Origin of the sequence: Streptococcus merionis DSM 19192, from assembly GCF_000380085.1 — a bacterium.
In the GTDB taxonomy this organism is placed as follows: domain Bacteria; phylum Bacillota; class Bacilli; order Lactobacillales; family Streptococcaceae; genus Streptococcus; species Streptococcus merionis.
In genome coordinates this window covers 125,962-142,482 of the sequence record NZ_KB904539.1, presented here as the reverse complement: position 1 = coordinate 142,482, position 16,521 = coordinate 125,962, and the positions used below count along the sequence as shown (strand labels likewise).

At 42.6% G+C, this 16,521-nt stretch carries 15 protein-coding genes and 1 riboswitch; of the genes, 3 read left to right on the top strand and 12 right to left on the bottom strand.

Annotated features, from left to right (window positions below; all coding sequences use genetic code 11):
- Positions 1-167 precede the first annotated feature (167 nt).
- Positions 168-677 carry a QueT transporter family protein gene (locus A3I5_RS0102515; protein ID WP_018373050.1) on the bottom strand — a complete coding sequence of 170 codons (510 nt, stop codon included), beginning with the start codon at positions 675-677 and terminating at the stop codon, positions 168-170.
- Between the two features lie 174 nt (positions 678-851).
- Positions 852-947, bottom strand: a riboswitch (PreQ1 riboswitch).
- A gap of 28 nt (positions 948-975) precedes the next feature.
- Here A3I5_RS0102515 and A3I5_RS0102510 point away from each other — a divergent pair.
- Positions 976-1,416 (top strand): GtrA family protein, encoded by a 441-nt coding sequence (locus A3I5_RS0102510; RefSeq protein WP_018373049.1) that lies wholly within the window; start codon positions 976-978, stop codon positions 1,414-1,416.
- 127 nt (positions 1,417-1,543) lie between these two features.
- Here A3I5_RS0102510 and ezrA read toward each other — a convergent pair whose 3' ends face one another.
- The 10 genes from ezrA to A3I5_RS0102460 form a co-directional block, all read right to left on the bottom strand.
- Positions 1,544-3,268: a septation ring formation regulator EzrA gene (ezrA, locus tag A3I5_RS0102505; protein ID WP_018373048.1), complete on the bottom strand. Its 1,725-nt coding sequence runs from the start codon at positions 3,266-3,268 to the stop codon at positions 1,544-1,546.
- 381 nt (positions 3,269-3,649) lie between these two features.
- On the bottom strand, positions 3,650-5,602 hold the full coding sequence (gene gyrB / locus A3I5_RS0102500) for a DNA topoisomerase (ATP-hydrolyzing) subunit B (RefSeq protein WP_018373047.1): 1,953 nt from the start codon (positions 5,600-5,602) through the stop codon (positions 3,650-3,652).
- A 50-nt stretch (positions 5,603-5,652) separates the two neighbouring features.
- Positions 5,653-6,216 (bottom strand): HAD-IA family hydrolase, encoded by a 564-nt coding sequence (locus tag A3I5_RS0102495; protein WP_018373046.1) that lies wholly within the window; start codon positions 6,214-6,216, stop codon positions 5,653-5,655.
- 94 nt (positions 6,217-6,310) lie between these two features.
- Positions 6,311-6,859, bottom strand: coding sequence for a DJ-1 family glyoxalase III (locus A3I5_RS0102490; protein ID WP_018373045.1), 549 nt, complete (start codon positions 6,857-6,859; stop codon positions 6,311-6,313).
- A 199-nt stretch (positions 6,860-7,058) separates the two neighbouring features.
- Complete coding sequence (locus tag A3I5_RS0102485) at positions 7,059-8,282, bottom strand: FtsW/RodA/SpoVE family cell cycle protein (RefSeq protein ID WP_018373044.1); 1,224 nt, start codon at positions 8,280-8,282, stop codon at positions 7,059-7,061.
- A gap of 603 nt (positions 8,283-8,885) precedes the next feature.
- On the bottom strand, positions 8,886-10,721 hold the full coding sequence (locus A3I5_RS0102480) for an LPXTG cell wall anchor domain-containing protein (RefSeq protein ID WP_018373043.1): 1,836 nt from the start codon (positions 10,719-10,721) through the stop codon (positions 8,886-8,888).
- Positions 10,722-10,942: 221 nt separating this feature from the next.
- Positions 10,943-11,626 carry a recombinase family protein gene (locus A3I5_RS11510; protein WP_018373042.1) on the bottom strand — a complete coding sequence of 228 codons (684 nt, stop codon included), beginning with the start codon at positions 11,624-11,626 and terminating at the stop codon, positions 10,943-10,945.
- Positions 11,627-11,828: 202 nt separating this feature from the next.
- Positions 11,829-12,071 carry a type B 50S ribosomal protein L31 gene (locus A3I5_RS0102470; RefSeq protein WP_018373041.1) on the bottom strand — a complete coding sequence of 81 codons (243 nt, stop codon included), beginning with the start codon at positions 12,069-12,071 and terminating at the stop codon, positions 11,829-11,831.
- Positions 12,072-12,161: 90 nt separating this feature from the next.
- Entirely contained in the window at positions 12,162-13,100 is a 939-nt protein-coding gene (locus tag A3I5_RS0102465) for an FAD:protein FMN transferase (protein WP_018373040.1), read from the bottom strand.
- On the bottom strand, positions 13,097-14,029 hold the full coding sequence (locus A3I5_RS0102460; protein WP_018373039.1) for a DHH family phosphoesterase: 933 nt from the start codon (positions 14,027-14,029) through the stop codon (positions 13,097-13,099). The genes A3I5_RS0102465 and A3I5_RS0102460 overlap by 4 nt, the downstream gene beginning before the upstream one ends.
- Before the next feature lie 205 nt (positions 14,030-14,234).
- Here A3I5_RS0102460 and A3I5_RS0102455 point away from each other — a divergent pair, with 205 nt between their 5' ends.
- Both A3I5_RS0102455 and A3I5_RS0102450 read left to right on the top strand, forming a co-directional pair.
- Entirely contained in the window at positions 14,235-14,678 is a 444-nt protein-coding gene (locus A3I5_RS0102455) for a flavodoxin (protein ID WP_018373038.1), read from the top strand.
- A gap of 289 nt (positions 14,679-14,967) precedes the next feature.
- Positions 14,968-15,738, top strand: a complete 771-nt coding sequence (locus A3I5_RS0102450; RefSeq protein WP_018373037.1) for a TraX family protein — start codon at positions 14,968-14,970, stop codon at positions 15,736-15,738.
- Here the strand turns inward: A3I5_RS0102450 and A3I5_RS0102445 are convergent.
- Positions 15,718-16,446: an alpha/beta fold hydrolase gene (locus tag A3I5_RS0102445; protein WP_018373036.1), complete on the bottom strand. Its 729-nt coding sequence runs from the start codon at positions 16,444-16,446 to the stop codon at positions 15,718-15,720. The genes A3I5_RS0102450 and A3I5_RS0102445 overlap by 21 nt on opposite strands.
- Between the last annotated feature and the right edge of the window lie 75 nt (positions 16,447-16,521).

Genomic DNA, 16,521 nt, shown 5'->3' with positions numbered 1-16,521 from the left:
TCTTAATAGTATTAAGGTTCCAGCTTGTCCTATAAGCTTTCTAGTAGACCTAACTATTTTATAGAAAATAACTGCAAAAATCAAGGAAAATTTAGAAAGCGACTGACAATACCATCTTTCGGATAATAAAAAATCTGGCCCACCCCCAGATTTTTATGGTCAATGTGTTAACGAAAATTAATCCGCTTGCTGATTTTGTCCATCAGAATTCCTCCAACGATCAGGGAAGCAAACTCTCCAACACCTGTTGTCAACCATGTGTAGAAGAAAGGCACTTCGTAAAGGTATTTCAGCTCAAGCGCAATGGTAAACATGCTGAGCGAAAAGAAAATCGCAAAGTAAAAGAAAGCTTTATTGAGCAGTCCATTAAAGAGATAGTCTTTCATGTAGCGTTCAAACAGGAAGACGCCCAAAGTGAGAAAGACGAGAGTTGATAAACCACCAACAATCATGTCGATCCAGCCAAACCCGATAAAGTTGGCTATCATACACCCTAAAGTTACGCCGACAATATACTTTTTATTGTAAAAGGCAGTGAAATTCATCAGCTCCGACAGACGGAATTGGTAAGCCCCATAAGAAATCGCATTGAGCGGAGGGGTCACTGTCAAAGCAATATAGATGGCCGCAACCATCGCAATTTGCGCGAAATCCCGCGCAGTCCATTGTTGATTCATTTTGGTCTCCTTTGGCGGAAAATACCCTCTAAAAATCAAACTCCAACAAGAAGATACAAAGCCCGTATGAAAAGCGTTGGAAAATGAAAAAATTGACGCAGAGTCACTCAGACTCTAGGAAATTTTTGAATTTTATCTAGCTTTTTAGGGCGTGTTCAATTTTAAGCTTGTTAGAAAAGATTTTTGATAAGTATCACCGCTTGTAATATGCTTGACTAAAGGTAGGAAGCGTCAAGGGTTGTTAAAAAACAACGCTCTAAGTATAGCATATTTTTAGGAAAAATGATAGACTATCCTTATGAAAAAAATCTTAAAAAATGAAGTTTTCTCCTATCTCTTTTTTGGTGTTCTAACAACACTCGTTTACTTTGTGACACGATTTCTCATCTTCTATCTGACGCAGGAATCCCTTTTTGCAGCATTAGTGGCCAATATTACTGCTATTTTATTTGCCTTTGTGACTAATGATCGCTTTGTCTTCAATCAACCGCGCCAAGGATGGATGAAGCGACTGGTCAAATTCGTCATCGCTCGGCTGTCCACTTTAGGTATTGATCTCCTGCTCACCTTCCTCTTAACCAAAGCTTTTCCAGAGATCATCGGCCAGTTTGTCAACCATGACCCGAAACAGATCGATCTGGTGGTTTCTTTGATTAGTCAAGTCTTCTTTATCATTTTAAATTACATCTTAAGCAAATTACTTGTTTTTAAAGATAAGCAAAGTATCAGCAGCAAATAGCTTTTCGCAATGCAAATCATGGGGGTGGGATCAGCCCTCATATTTGTCTCGCATCTAAAAGAGAGATGAATTTAAAGCCACATAATAGAAACAGGCCTCCTCATGGAAAGGAGACCTGTTTCTGTTTTTAAAAAGTAATGGATTCACGTGTTCGTTGGTAAGATTTGACAAACCGCTCTGCAACACCTGGTTCTACATTTTCAAGTGCTTCAGAAATGATTTTGAAAGCAAGCGCATAATCAAAACGTACTTCAAAAGCAGATAATGCTTCATCAAAAGAAGTTTGAATATTTGGCTCTTGCGAACGGTAACGGTTTGAATACTGAAGAAGTTGCTCTGTCAAGCTTGCATCCTGAACAATCTGGTATGTTTCTGATTCCAGCTCATCCATTGCAGTTTGTGCCACATCCAGCTGGCGGGTGACCGCCTCTACATCAAGACGCTCAGGGTCAAGCAATTCCATCAACTCCTCCACTTTATGACTAGTGCTAAAGAAAAGGTTCATAAAACTTTGTGGAATACCCGGAAGATTGCGCTTTTCCATGTAGCGTTTAATGGTATGAAGCTTATTAACAAAGGCATTAGCTTGATTGCGAGCTTTGGCTTCTTGAATTTCTTGGGCATTTAAATACTCTGCCAAGCTGATCTGATCTTCTTCAATATCAGACAGTTGTAATTTTGTCGTTTTAAAATGTTCAAGAATTTCAGAATAAGGCACATCTGGCTGATTCATATTTTCAATCTTGTATTGAACATCAGCCTTGAGCTCTTCGAAGTTAGTTTTCACTGTTTGGATTTGACCAAGCTTACTGTCTGACAAGTAGTATTTTTCACGCAGTCGATCTACTTCTGCTTCTAACTTCTCTTGGCTAGCTTGAATATGCCCTAAATAGTCAGGAAGCACTTTAGACATTTTGGCAACTTCTTGCTTAGCACTAATCTCTTTCGTAAAGACTTCATAAAGACTGTCTATTTCGTCTTGGATACGCTCATTTTCAGCATCAGCTTGATCCAGTTCAAACTCAACGGTTGTCAAAAGGTTGTCCTTGATCGCTATGCGGATATCTTGCAGACGAACTTCCACATTCTCCTCAGGAAACTGGTAATTCTCTTCCAGCAATTTCTTGTAACCTGAGTTGAGGTCTGACAGTTGTTCTGGCATCGTTGTGACCAATTTTTCCATCAGGGCTGGCAAACGATCCATAATTTGCTTAAGAGCAATCATATGCTCTTCTGTCTTATCCAAAATAGCGGAAGCTTCAATTGGATCTCCTGAGGTGTTCAAGGTCACAAACTCTGAAAACTCAGTTTCGATATGCTTAAATTGCTTTTGCAACTCTGGCAAGGTCGAACCATAGCTAGCTTCATTTTCAGACAAAGTCTGCTGCAAGCTATCGAATAAATCAAGCGCATGATGGACACGCCCGCTGTTTTTAGCTTCTTGCGTCTTCAGATCAGACATCGCCTGACGAATTTCTTCAATATCATGACTGACAAGTTCAATCTGAGTCTCGATATTCTCAATAGCATTCTTAGCTTTCACAAAGCGGAACGACTGGTTAAAGCCTTCTGTTTCAAAGATTTGATTTTCAATATCTGAGAAAGAATTGAGCGAAAGATCAACCCATTTTTGATTCCATTCTCGAAAAGCAACCTGACTTTGACCGATCAAATGCATGTTTTTGACTTCTTCGATCTCGTCATTAACAGGAAGATTAAAAAGGACTTCTTTACGCTCCTCTAGCTGATCCAACAAGGTTTCATTACGCTTTCTCGCTAAAATACTTAACACATACGCAAGGATAATAATGGTGACGATCACAATAACAATAATGATTGTGCCACTAGACATATAAAACTCCTTTAATTAAGATACACAGGCCGTTGAGCATTCCGTATTAAAGACGCTAGTTCCTAAAACTCTAAGGGACTTGCGAATTTTAATTGGAAATTTAGACCGTGCCCCATGACCATAAGATACACAGCCAGAAAACACAGCAAACAGAAGCGAAACGCCAGCAATCCATGATTTCCTTGACATTCCCTCGTCAAGACGACTTGGCTTTTTAAGTCCAAACATCTATGATGAAAACTTTGGCAAAGAGTCCACACTCTAAGAAAAGTTCTCTTTTTCGCACAGCTCGTAGGCCGAGTTCAATTAGTTCTATTTTTATAGAAAACCTGATCTATTATACCATATTATAGGTCAGATTGCACCCTTTTTTAAAGACTTTTAGATGTCTAGGGTTGAATAAACCGCATTTTCTTCAATGAATTCACGGCGCGGCTCGACTCGATCTCCCATTAGCATATCAAAAATTCGGTCAGCCTCAGCAGCATCATCTACGGTCACACGCGCCATGAGGCGATTTTCTGGATCCATGGTTGTTTCCCAAAGCTGATGGTCATCCATCTCACCAAGTCCCTTATAACGCTGAATCGTTGGCTTGGAACGTCCCTGACTATGCTCGGCTATGGCAAGTTCAAGCTCTTGCTCTTGGTTAGCTCCTGGCTGGATATAGGCCTTAATCTCAGAGCCAACTTTCACCCCGTAAATTGGTGGTTGAGCAATATAGACATAGCCTGCCTCTAGCACAGGACGCATGTAACGATAAATCAAGGTCAAAAGCAATGTACGAATGTGCGCACCATCAACATCGGCATCCGTCATGATAACGAGCTTCTTGTAGCGTGCCTTAGACACATCAAATTCCGCTCCAAATCCAGTTCCCATAGCGGTAAAGAGGCTACGAATTTCCTCGTTGGCCAAAATCTTGTCCATAGTGGCTTTTTCAACGTTAAGGATTTTACCACGGATGGGTAGGATAGCCTGAAATTCACGATTGCGACCTGTTTTAGCCGATCCACCTGCGGAGTCCCCCTCCACGATGAATAATTCTGTCTCTTCTGGATCGTTTGAAGCACAGTCGGCCAATTTACCAGGTAAGTTTGAAATCTCCAAACCAGATTTTTTACGGGTCACTTCCCGTGCTCGCTTAGCTGCGATACGCGCTTTACTGGCGAGTATTCCTTTTTCCACAATACGACGGGCAACCTGAGGATTTTCCAAAAGGAATTCTGAAAAAGCTTCTGAGAAAAGGCGATTCGTGATTTTCACAACCTCGCTGTTTCCCAACTTGGTCTTGGTCTGTCCTTCAAACTGAGGATTTGGGTGTTTTACAGAGATAACGGCGGTCAAGCCTTCACGAACGTCCTCACCAGTTAGATTATCCTCGTTTTCCTTGAGGAGCTTATTCTTCTTGGCATAATCATTGATGACGCGCGTCAGTGCGGCACGAAAGCCTTGCTCGTGCGTCCCACCTTCATGCGTATGAATGTTATTGGCAAAAGACAGGACATTTTCTTGATAGGCTGTCGTGTACTGCATCGCTACTTCAACGATAACATCGTCCATCTCACCCTCGGTGAAAATCGGCGTTTCAAAAATCGCTTCCTTGCTAGCATTTAAATACTCAACGTAACTAGCGATCCCACCTTCGTAGTGGTAAGCTTCTGTTTGTTCTTGGCCATCGCGCTTGTCAGAAATAGAAATCCTGAGCCCACGATTGAGGAAAGCCAACTCTTGAACGCGTTTGTTGAGCTTATCAAAATCGTATTCTGTCGTCTCGGTAAAGATTTCTGGATCTGGTGTGAAATGCACCGTTGTGCCATGACGATCCGTTTCACCAATGACTTTAAGATCATCTACGACAACACCTTGACGGTACTCTTGGTAATAAATCTGTCCATTTTTGTGAACACGAACATCTAACTGGGTAGACAAGGCATTAACAACAGAGGACCCTACCCCGTGTAGACCACCTGAGACCTTGTAGCCACCACCGCCAAATTTACCACCAGCATGGAGAATGGTGAAAACTGTCTCAACCGCTGGACGCCCTGTTTTTTCTTGAATGTCAACAGGAATCCCACGTCCATCATCGACAACGGTGATGGAATTATCTTTTTCGATATAAACTTCAATCTTGGTCGCAAAACCAGCCAAGGCCTCGTCAATTGAGTTATCAACGATTTCCCAAACGAGGTGATGAAGCCCCTCTTTAGATGTGGATCCAATATACATCCCTGGCCGCAGACGTACAGCTTCTAAACCTTCCAATACCTGAATCTGGCTAGCATCATAATTTTCAGCCAAAGCCTGCAAATCTTTTGTTTCTTCTGTCATTTCTTCCTAACTTCCACTCTTTTTTACTTACCAATCACTAGCGCTTTGGATCATCCTAAAACGACTTCCAAACTTTCCTGTCCATCAAATTGGTAGACGGCCATTCCTGCGGCTCGTCCAGCTTCTAAATCGATCTCTCGATCGCCAATAACCAAGGCATTTGTCATATCATACTTATCCTTGAGGTACAAAAGAGCAGACGGGTCTGGCTTTCGCGCAAAACCACTGTCTCCAGTCACCACCTCTTCGAAGTATTGGTCAATGTCTGCTCTATTTAAAATATCTAATACCTGATTGTTGCGATGAGACCACAAAAAATTCCGACCGCCAGAGTTCACAATACGAGACAAGGTTTCTTTGGCTCCCTTAAAAAGGATTGGATTTGCTAAATCAATCCCCTCGTGGTACTTGTAATGCTCTAAAAAGTCAGGCACGTCTTTTGCGTAGCGATTAATAGCTTCAGCAGTAGAGATTTTAAGGGCAGAATAGACCTCATCATGGGCTGGCACAGTCCGACCATATTCTTCTAGAGTGTCACAAAAAGCTCTCGTCGAAATTTCATAATTATCGAGGAGCGTTCCCCCTAAATCCCATATGTAATCTTGATATTTCATAGCTTTTATTATAGCATATTTTCAGAAAAATTAAAAGCCTAAAACCATGTGTTAACAAAGGCTTTAAGGCTTTTTACTCTATTTTTGTAGATTGTTAGTTTTCCTCAAAGAGTTGGTCGTAAATCATACCGTTACTCAGTTTTTTAGCATCACCACCTAGCACTTCGACCAAGCGATAAGCAAAGGCCAGACTAACTCCTGCTCCTTGAGCTGTGATCATTCGCGCATCCTGCACCAAAAGCTCAGTGCTATGATTGCCCACACCAATCTCTTCTTCTACGCCAGGATAGCAGGTATAACGCTTATTGTCTAATAAACCTGCACGCCCAAGGACTTTTGGTGCTGCACAAATGGCCGCAAGCCACTTTTCCGATTGCGCTGCATCTTGAAGCGCTTGAATCAACTCATCATTGTCCCGTAAATGGTTGGAACCAGGCAAACCTCCTGGTAGGACAATCATGTCATAAGCGCTTAAATCGCCATCAAAAACCTTGTCTGCCTTGACAGTGATGCCATGAGAGCCTGTCACTTCTGCGCTAAAGCCTAAGATTTCAACGGTGATTTCTGCTCGTCTCAGAACATCAACCGGTGTGAGGGCTTCGATTTCTTCAAAGCCTGGTGCAAGTAAAACAGCTACTGTCATAGTGATGACCTCCTTTTGAAATATTGTGTAATGGACATTGTACTCGGTAATGCTGACTTTTTGATGGGCCGTAGATAGTGACGTTTCTGAGCACAAGTCATCTGCAGCCAAAATTTTGACAATCTAGAAAAAGTCCCTCAAAATGTGAGATCAGACAGTTCTGACTGATCAGCACTCACCAACACATTTTGATTGCTTGCTAGAGTTTTTCTACAATGAAACTGTGCTTTCTGACACCGCGCATTTGTTTTTCTTCTTCCTTGAGAACATTTTGATAATGCATAGACAAGAGCAGACCAATCCCGATTAGGTTAGAAATGATTGACGAACCTCCCTGTGAAATAAAGGGTAGGGGAATCCCCGTCAATGGCAACAGGCCGGTCGCTGCACCAATATTTTCTAAAACGTGAAAGAGCAACATCATGATAAAGCCAGTTGAAATAAAGGTGTAAAAGCGGTTATTTGAAGCGATGGTCACACGGATCATACGATAAATGAGAATCATATACAGGCTAATCAGAATTGCTCCTCCCAAGAAGCCAAAGTTTTCCGCAATAACTGTAAAAATCATATCACTTTCCCGAACTGGAACATGAACATCACTGACCTGAAATCCCTTGCCCCAAAGCCCTGCACTACCGATTGCAATCAAACTTTGTGCCTGCTGGAAAGTTGTGGTCTGAGCATTTTCGAATGGATCCAGCCAGCCCGAAATACGGTTAAGCTGGTAGGTATCCACTCCTAAATCATAGAGAAATATCCTTCCTTCTTCCCGAGAAAAGACTAATATGAAGCCAATCAGTAATAAAGCAACCAGGCCTACAACTGGCAAAATCAATCGCCAAGAAACGCCTGATAAGAGGGTCAGCCCTGCAAAAATAGCTAGAAAGACGAGAGCCGTTCCAAGATCGCCTTGCAAGCGTAAAAGGGCCATCACTGGTATAGTGACGAGGAACAGTTGTAACAAAAGCCAACAGTCGGTCTTTAGTGTGGCTGTTTCGTGTTTGGTTTGAAAGCGCACAATCACATAGGACATCATCAGAATGTAGGAAATTTTCATAAACTCCGATGGCTGAAAAAGACTCTGACCACTAAGCGCTACCCAGTTTTTAGCACCTGTCGCTGCTACTAGATTGGGATTATAATAGACTAAAGGCAAAACCATCAAAGCAAGGCCTAGACTATACAAAAAAGGGGTGGCTTTCCAGAGAAAGGGCGTGTCAAATCGCATGACCAAAAAAGCCAGAAGAATCCCTAGCAAAATCCAAGCCCCCTGCTGGAGTACCATTTCTATTGCCCTGCCAGAGTGATCAAGACTTGCAGCGACAAAAACAGCAAGCAAGCCGATAACAAGCAAACAAAAAACTGGCAAGATTAGTTTCAAATCAACACGGTTAGTCGCAGATAGTCTACGATAGCTCATTTTACCTCCCTAGGTTCAGGCTCAAAGTCCTAGTCTCTCCAAAATCATTTCGTCTAACGAGTTTTTTCATATTGAACGATCATTTGCTACGGTCTTAGTGAATAAACTGACTCAAAAAATAGCAAATAACACTTTTTTCTATCTTTTGGCTGATTGTGCCAGAGAACTTTTCAGACATCTGGCGTATCGTAGGACACTCGCTGTTGACAAATACCTACAAATCTTTTCACCAGTAGATGGGGTCGAAAATCGAAAACCATTTCAGAAGTCAGCTTTCTCCATCGTCCAAGAGAGTTGATTGCAGCAACAATGTTAAAACTTAGAACAATAATTTATGAAAAGGGAATGGTTTTTCGAACAAGTCCATTATATCAAAAAGGCTACTTTTTGGAGAACATTTTACAACCTCTTCCAGCAAAAACTTAGGGGATAGATACGAGCCTTTCAAAATCATGCTTGGGAAAGTGTACGGTCTTATACTCCATAAAAATCGAACAGCAAACGAATTGAATTTGATTTTTGAAGAGTATTGCAGCGGAAAATGAAACAAAATCCCCACCCAAAAGAGTGAGGAAATTGTAGTTGATAGACGATTGTTAAGGGTTAGTTTTCTTTCTTGCGGCGAAAACTCAGCAAGGACGCGCCAGCGAGGATTCCGCCAAGTGCACTCAGGAAGCTACCTGTCGAGCTGGTGTTTGGCAAGCGGTCGCCACCCGCAGTATTAGCTGCGGATTTGGCTTCGGTTTTGCCAGTTCCAGCGCTTTGGTGTGGGGTAGCTTTTACGCTACCGTTACTGCTTGAAGCGGTGTTGCCATTTTGGGCATTAGCTCCAGATTGGGCATTACCGCTTGCGTTAGCTCCACCGTTGGTTTTTGGCGGGGTCTGAGCGTTCGAACTCGAACTGTTGCTATTCGAACCTGAACCCTTGCCTTTGTTTGGCGGAGTTTGGTCGCCACCAGAGTTGGAACCTCCATTGTTTGGAGGAGTCTGGTCTTTGCCATTGTTGTTTTCGTCTGGTTTCTTGCCATTGGAATCTCCGTCTGACTTTTTGCCGTCTCCAGGGTTTTCGCCATCAGGTTTCTTGCCATTGTCTGGGTCTCCAGGTTTTTGGTTCGAATTACCGTCGTCTGGTTTCTTGCCATCTGGATTTTGCGAATTATCATCAGGCTTTTGTCCATCTGGATTTTTGCCGTCAGGATTTTGCGAATCTCCGTTGCCTCCAGGTTTGTCGCCTGGATTAGAGCCGTTGTTGTCTCCGTTGCCATCTGGGTTTGGAGATGGTTGCGGTTCGGGCTGAGGGTTTGGGTTTGGAGTTTCGCCCACACGAACTAAGCCAGCAATGGCTTGTTGTAGAACAGGAATACCTCTTTCTACATAAGAATATCCCCACCTATAGTTCCGCTCTAAGTTCTCTAAATCCTCTAAAGTAGTATATCTATTCAAACTATTTGGATCTACCGTAGTGGAACTCAAATCGTCTTCATACGCACGAGCAACACTTTTTGCGTTGCTATATATGAAAGGATTCTCTTCCATATAAACCTTATTCCAAGATTCTGGCGTGTAATCTGCAGGGTTCAAAGCCTTAACTTGTGCAACCAAAGCTCGATAATTTTCGATGATTGCTCGAATTTCCGCCTTGCGAGCTTCAAGCGCAGCAATATCTTCCTCTTTTGGGGCTGGTTCTGGTTGTGGCTGAGGCTCTGGGTTTGGAGATGGATTTGGATTAGGTTCTGGCTGAGGGGTTCCATCTGGTAGATAATAAAGATAAACCCAAGCCTCTTTTTCGGCATATTCGGCCTGCTCTCCATAAGGGCTTTTAGTGATATCGTCATATGAGATTGTCATCGAGCTTACCTGTTGTTGATCGTAATCTTTCATATTCCAGATTCTTCCGTCAAACTTATACCCAGGTATTTCTGTGGCAGAAACGGTATAAGACTCTCCAGGATTCAGCATAACAACGTGTAAATCACCAATCCTCACGCCATGCTGAGCGTCTATATAAGAGTAGATGATTGCCCTTTGAGCCTGATCTGGCTTTTCGTTGGGTTGAGGTTGTGGAGCTGGCTCTTCAAGCTTGCGGTATTTAAAAAATACACCTGTTGTATATTCTCCTTCAGGGAAATCTAAAAGGCTAACTGTTTGAGAAGGCTCCGAAATTAGTTCATAGCCTTCTATCTCACGAGCGTTAATAGTTAGAGAACCACTGTCAGGCATTTTCATCCCTTCTGAGAGAATAACTGCATCATAGGTTACTCCGTCTATAACTTGCTCTTCAGTGCAAAAAACTGTAACAATATATTCTGTTTTCTCTGTCTCTTCCGCGTGAACCGGATTAGGGTTCAAGATGTTTGCCGTCGGCGCAACAACACCTGCCAGCGCAATGCTGGACATCAACAGAACGCCTGTTTTCTTTGTAAAGTTTGTAACTTTCATTTTTTCCTCCATGAAATGTGAATTTTCTTTTTATTTTCACACAAAAATCCCTGCTACAATAGGGTTTTGGTGTGTTTTAGTTAACGGTCGTCAACTAAAACAATGAAAAATCAAAAAATGCCAACCTGACAAAGTCCTAAAAACCTTGTCAAATCAGCATTTCATTTATTTCTTATGGATAACTTTGATTGTTTTAACAAACGACCGTCTACTAAAACAGTTTACATGTTTACTTTACCATTTTTTTGAGGTTTCGTCAACACATTATGTGCTTTTTGGCGATTTATTGGAATATTATTGCGCCGCAAAACGCTGTAAATGGTCGCAGTGGAGATTTTAAGCTGATAAGACAGTTCGCGAACCGACATGTTTGCCGAGAGATACTCGGAGATGATTCGCTGTTCAAGATTCTTAGAAATGCCTTTATTACCAAGCCTTACACCGCGCTCACGGGCTTTTCTCAGCCCGTCTTTGGTGCGATTTCGAATCGCTTCTAGTTCCCATTCCGCTACATAGCCGAGAATCAGGCAGAAAAACTTACCCGTTAGCGAATCTGTTTCGATATTTTCCTGAATGCTTTTGAGCTTAATGTTGTGACTGGTGAGGTCTTGAATGATGTCCGACAGCTGAAACATTTTCCGAGTGAGACGGTCTAACTTATAGACGACAAGCATTGTGTCTATGCCGTTGTTCGAACACTGTCTTGCGACTTCGAAGGCTTTTTTGAGTTTCGGACGGTCTTGCTTGCCGCCAGAATCTTTCTCGACAAAAACAATGTCGCAGTTTTTAAGAGCTTCCTTTTGGACTTCCAAGCCCAACTCTTGGCGGTTGTCCGTTGAGCTAACACGGGCGTAGCCGATAGCAACCGCACCTTTTTCTTGATAGTGATTTATGATTTTCTTCACAATTTCCTCCTTACTGAACTATTGTAGCAGGTGATTTTATTGTAGAAGAAATGAAAGGAAAACGGGTGTGGCGTTGAGAATTACTGACAGGATCGGCGTTTCATCAGCAAGATAATCTATAGCACGATAACGTCATCTAAAAAACCAGACAGAAAACCTGCCTGGCTTGATACTCTTTTGAGTTTTGCTTGATAAATCTTGCTTATTTGATACCGTACTTTTTGTTGAAACGGTCCACACGTCCATCGGCTTGTGTGAATTTTTGACGTCCTGTGTAGAATGGGTGTGAATCAGAAGAGATTTCAACACGAACCAATGGGTACTCAGCACCTTCAAACTCAATCGTTTCTTTTGAACGTTTTGTAGAACCGCTCAAAAACTTGTAGCCTGTTGTTGTATCAAGAAAGACAACTGGACGGTATTCTGGATGAATATCTTTTTTCATTAGTTAAAAATTTCCTTTCTGCCATAGCTCTTTGCGAACCATAGTTTATAACTCTATCAGTTTACCAAAATATCCTCTGTTTGACAAGCCCTAAAAACTACTTTTTGAGAAACTTTGGTAAATATTGCCGTCAGTGGTAATAGCAATTGCTTCAATCCCTTGAGTCACTGCCACTTGCCCCATGATCTCAGGTAATTTTTTTCCAAAGAGTCTCGTCGTCCAAATCTCACAATCAACGGACTTTTGAGCGATAATCGTCAGACTAGCCAGCTCTGACTGGACAGGATAGCCTGTCTCAGAGGAGAAAATATGGTGGTAGGTCTCTCCATCGATCGTCAGGGTGCGTTCGTAAACACCCGAAGTCACAACGGACTGATCACGGATCGGGAGAACCAAACTGTTTTCCCCGCGTTTTTTCGCAGGATTTTGAATGCCAATGCGCCAAAAGCCATCTACCTGATGAGGAGCGTTTCCCATTGTCAGGACATTTCCACCTAGATTAATAAGCGCTGACCGAATACCTGCTCCTTTCAAATAAACCAAAATCTTATCTGCAATATAGCCCTTGGCTAGGGCACCTAGATCAATTTTCATGCCCTTTTGAGCTAGAAAAACAGATAACTGGTCATCGTCTAAGATAATGTTTTCGGGATTAATGATGTCTAAACAGGCTGATATTTCTTCATCTGTCGGTTTTCTAGCGTCCGCAAAACCGATCCGCCACAGCTGAATCAAAGGACCGATAGCAATGTTGAGATTGGAGCCCGATGCACAAGAGTGAGCCTTGCCAAGCCTGATGAGCTCATACAAATCAGGATGCACTGAAACACTGGAGATGCCTGCTTGGTCATTAATCGCCATAAGCTCAGAATCTGGCCGATTGGCTGAAAAACGACGTTCATAACGGTAAAGCAAGCGCTCCACTTCTGCTAAAATCGGCTCGGGCCTTTCATGAAAAATAGTCACATCAATGATAGTCCCCATGAGCCTAATCTGAAGTTTGTGGGCCTTATTATCCATCTGACTCATCGATGTGCCGCCACAGCTTGCAATTTTTGATAAATCAGATCGTTTTCTGCTAAGTTGGCAGAATTAGCCCCAGATGCCAAGGGGTGTCCTCCACCAGCATGCTCTTTAGCGATTTGATTGATCGGCATGAACTTGCTACGCATCCGAACTCGGTAGTAACCTGCCTCTTGCTCAACAAATATCGCCCAAACCTTCACATCTTCAATCTGACCTGGCGCACTGACAATGGCTGACGTCTCCGCGTCGGTCAATTCATATTGCTTGAGCAATTCTTGGGTTAAAACGACACGCGCCGCACCATTTTCGTCCAGCTCCAAATGATCATAAACATAACCTTGAAGTTTAGCAATTTTATAGGGAAAAGAGTCCATCTGACGAGACAGAGCAGCCGCATCAAAGTTGTAACGGCGAAGTTTACTTGCTACATCAAAGGTAGTCGCAGTGGTTGCTGGGTATAAGAAGCGCCCTGTATCTCCAATAATACCTGCATAAAGCAACTTGGCTGTGTAGGCATCCAGTTCCAAGTCATTGTCAAAAGCAAACCGAGCGATCAACTCAGACGCTGAACTGGCATTGGTGTCAACCAAGGAAATATCCCCGTAAACGTCATCATTCGGGTGGTGGTCAATCTTAATGAGATAAGCCCCCTGATTGTAGCGCTGATCGTCAATACGAGCCATGTTAGCCGTGTCTGTCACGATGACCAAGGCGCCCTCGTAAAGATTATCTGGTACCACATCCATCTTGGCCAACCAAAGCAAGGTTGGCTCGTCACGGCCTGTTACAAGAATGGTTTTTTCAGGAAAATTGCGTTGTAACAACTTTTGCAATCCCACCTGACTTCCTAAAGCATCTGGGTCTGGATTTGAATGGCGGTGAATGATAATAGTGTTATAGCGCTTGATTTTGTTTAAAATTTCTTTGTTCATGGGAAACTCCTTGACTAAGATATGAGGCTGTATAGAAAGCTGTGCAAAGATAAAAAATATGCGTAGCCAAAGATAGTTTTTAAAGCGATGCTTTTGTGGTGACTACCGTTTCTAAACCTATACTCCATTGTAACACAAAGGTTTTCCTTTTAAAAATAGAAAAATATGGTATAATGTGAGATATCTTATCTTTTTGGAGGAACACATGGCCTTAGCGAAAATAGTCTACGCTAGCATGACCGGAAATACTGAGGAAATTGCTGATATCGTTTCTAATAAATTAGAAGAATTAGGCGTAGATGTCGAAACCAATGAATGCACAACCGTTGACGCGGATGATTTTTTAGATGCAGATTTGGTCATTGTCGCAACATATACTTATGGGGACGGGGAATTGCCAGACGAAATCGTAGATTTCTACGAAGATTTGTTGCAATTAGACCTCTCTGGAAAAATTTATGGCGTTTGCGGTTCTGGGGACACCTTCTACGATGAGTTCTGTAAATCTGTTGACGAGTTTGACGCAGCCTTTACAAGCACTGGTGCAACCAAGGGAGCTGAGTCTGTCAAAGTTGACCTTGCTGCAGAAGATGATGATATCATTAACTTAGAAGACTTTGCCCAAGCTTTAGCTGAACACGTTCTCTAATGATACACACTAAGAGAGTCTGGGACATCAGTCTCAGACTCCGTATTTTTACCGTAGCTTTGTTTAATTGGTAGTCACAAATGACGACTTTGATTCGATAGAGCGTTTTTTTGATCATCCATACTGACAAACTTCAGCTCTCTTGACCATAGAAGAGCTGACTTTTGAAATATTTTCAGTTTCTGAATTTTTTAACGTTAAACCGTCAGTTAGCTGCCTGATATCTATGAACTGAATGCCCAATCTCGCTTTCTTGACTTTCCTTACTACAATAGAAAGGACACTTCTGATGCCTAAATCTCAAAAAGGACTAACTTCCTTTGCCCTTAGAAATCTTGCCATGGTATTAATGCTGATTGATCACACGGCAGCGACTTTCTTTCCTGAACAGCTATGGCTGCGCTACATTGGCCGCTTGGCTTTTCCTATCTTTGCTTTCCTGATTGTGGAGGGTTATTTCCATACGAGACATTTTCCTAGGTATTTACTGCGATTAGTAGGATTAGCTATCCTGACAGATATTCCTTTCAACCTGATGGTCAATGGTACATGGAACTATGCCCCTTTTCAAAATGTCATTTGGACTTTCGTGATTGGTCTGATCACTATTTGGGGGATTGATCAGAGCAGGGCAAGGTTCCCACGTCCGATCTGGTATCTGACCAACGCCCTTTTGATCCTGTCCAGCACTTTTTTGGCGGACGCTCTGGATACAGATTACCATAGCCTTGGGGTTATCATGATTCTTGGCTTTTATTTCTTTAGGGGAAATACCGCTCAAAAACGCAGTGGGCAGTTGAGTATCCTAGTGTTGGCCAACGTTATCCTTCCCAATCTTCAAACCTTGCTCCTTATTGGCTACAGCAATCTTGCTTTGTACTGGGATTACTATGGTTTCAACCTGATCTCGCCACAAGTCTTTGCACTCCTAGCGCTTCCTTTGATTTGGAGTTACAATGGTCAACAAGGTTATCATACAAAAATGAATCAGACCTTCAACTACCTCTTCTACCCGCTCCACATGCTGATTCTTGGGCTTCTAGCCACCATGGTTTTCTAAAAATTGCGTGATAATCCGTGCCACCTGGTGCGGATTTTCTGTATAAAGACCATGGCCAACTTCAGAAACCGCACATCTATGGACAAAATCTGGCACAGCTTCAAGAGCCTTCGCCTTAAATTCTGGTGTCTCATCTCCCAAGTCGGGAATAACGAGTAAGACCAGCTTGTCTGATAAGCTCTGGATAGCTCCCAACCAATCACGGCGGAATCGTAAGAGAGTTTCTACGTCAGTAACTGACAGATTGAGCCGATAGGCGTACCCGTCCCACACCAAAGAAGCCTTGACAGCTTCTTCCTGAGCGGACGACCAAAAGATAGAACTTTCTTTTTCAGCAGCAACGGCTGCATCCAATGAGTCAAATCGAGTTTGTTTCAAATACGCTCGCGCGTCTGTGATTTCAGACTCAATCTCAGGCAAAACCTCATCCGACCAGATGCCACCATCTAGCAGGACAAGCTTCGTGATTTGCTGGTATTGGCTAGCTAAATAAGCCGTTAAATCTCCTCCAATCGAATGGCCAATCAAAACAATGTCACCTGATAAATCCACCCGTTTTTCAAACCATCTTTTTAAATCTTCCGCACTGATTAAATCCTTCACGGTCGGTAACGACAAGAACTGAACCTCAAACGGAAGCTCTTCAAACAAATCTTGTGCATGAGAACGATTCCCACCAAGGCCAGGTATAAAGTAATAACGTGTCATTATCTCCTCTTCTCATCTGTATGTCTTGATAGATCTGAGGCTTGTTGAATAACTCAGGAGTACCTCTAAAAACGA